Annotated in this window: 2 protein-coding genes; one reads left to right on the top strand and one right to left on the bottom strand. The window is 54.0% G+C overall.

The annotated features are described in order from the left end of the window. Positions 1–464: 464 nt before the first annotated feature. Complete coding sequence (locus ILT44_RS30510; RefSeq protein WP_204243357.1) at positions 465–683, top strand: dodecin; 219 nt, start codon at positions 465–467, stop codon at positions 681–683. Positions 684–738: 55 nt separating this feature from the next. Here ILT44_RS30510 and ILT44_RS30505 read toward each other — a convergent pair. Then, the coding region (locus tag ILT44_RS30505) for a DUF1127 domain-containing protein (protein ID WP_204243356.1) at positions 739–951 on the bottom strand (213 nt) is incomplete at its 5' end.

The raw sequence follows: 951 nt of genomic DNA, 5'->3' as shown, positions 1-951 counted from the left end.
TGCGTTGTAGCCGCAAAGTTAGAATGTCCTGATCCCGTAAAGTAGGAATGTCACACTCCCCACTTCTGAATGATGCGGAAGAACGCGGATGGGACTGATAGCGGTGAGCGAGCGGGATCTGCAGCGGATCGAGGTTCTCTCGAAGGCCTTATTACGGGAACACGGCTGATGAATCAAGCTGCTGCGCAATAGGGTAGGGGGATGCAGCCCGTCTCATATGCTCGTCACCAGTTTACGCTCGAGATCATCCGGCACACCGTCCGGTTGTTTCTGTGGTTCATGCCCAGACGACCCTTTGTCGAAGTGATATCGGCAGCCTCCCCCTACATCCAGACAACCAAGAGTGCGAAAAGCAATGAGCAACTCCAGCTCCTCGGGAATGAAGCACACCAAGAGGCATTAGAATACTAGCAGGCCTTATCCCATGCACTATCTACTCGCGGGTTGACGGCGAGGAGCATAGGATGTCGGATCACGTCTACAAGATGGTTGAACTGGTTGGATCATCTGAGACCAGCATCGAGGATGCCATCCAAACTGCGATCAAGCGCGCGGATCAGACGTTGAGAAATCTGCACTGGTTTGAGGTCGTGCAGACCCGCGGACACATTGAGAATGGCGAGGTTCGCCACTTTCAGGTTGTGCTCAAGGCTGGCTTTACCTTGGAAGGCGAGTATCCGTAACAAGGGGACAACTCTCCACGCGCTGCAGAAATCTAGTCGCAGGATGGCTATCGGCTTACGTGAGTGGAGCGGACTGCTCCTGCGTGACTCGACGTGCGACGTCTTTGATATCGCTGCGGGATATTCCAAGGTCCAACAGTTCCTTGTCGCCAACATATTGCAGTTCCCGCACGGTATCGCGATAGGTGATCCACGCTTGAACCTTTGCGAGAATGAGTGACATCCACATGGGCAGGTTACTCCTGTAAAGGCGTGATCTGGGCGCAGG

Source organism: Microvirga arvi, assembly GCF_016892765.1.
Lineage (GTDB): Bacteria > Pseudomonadota > Alphaproteobacteria > Rhizobiales > Beijerinckiaceae > Microvirga > Microvirga arvi.
This window is presented reverse-complemented; position numbering and strand designations above follow the sequence as displayed.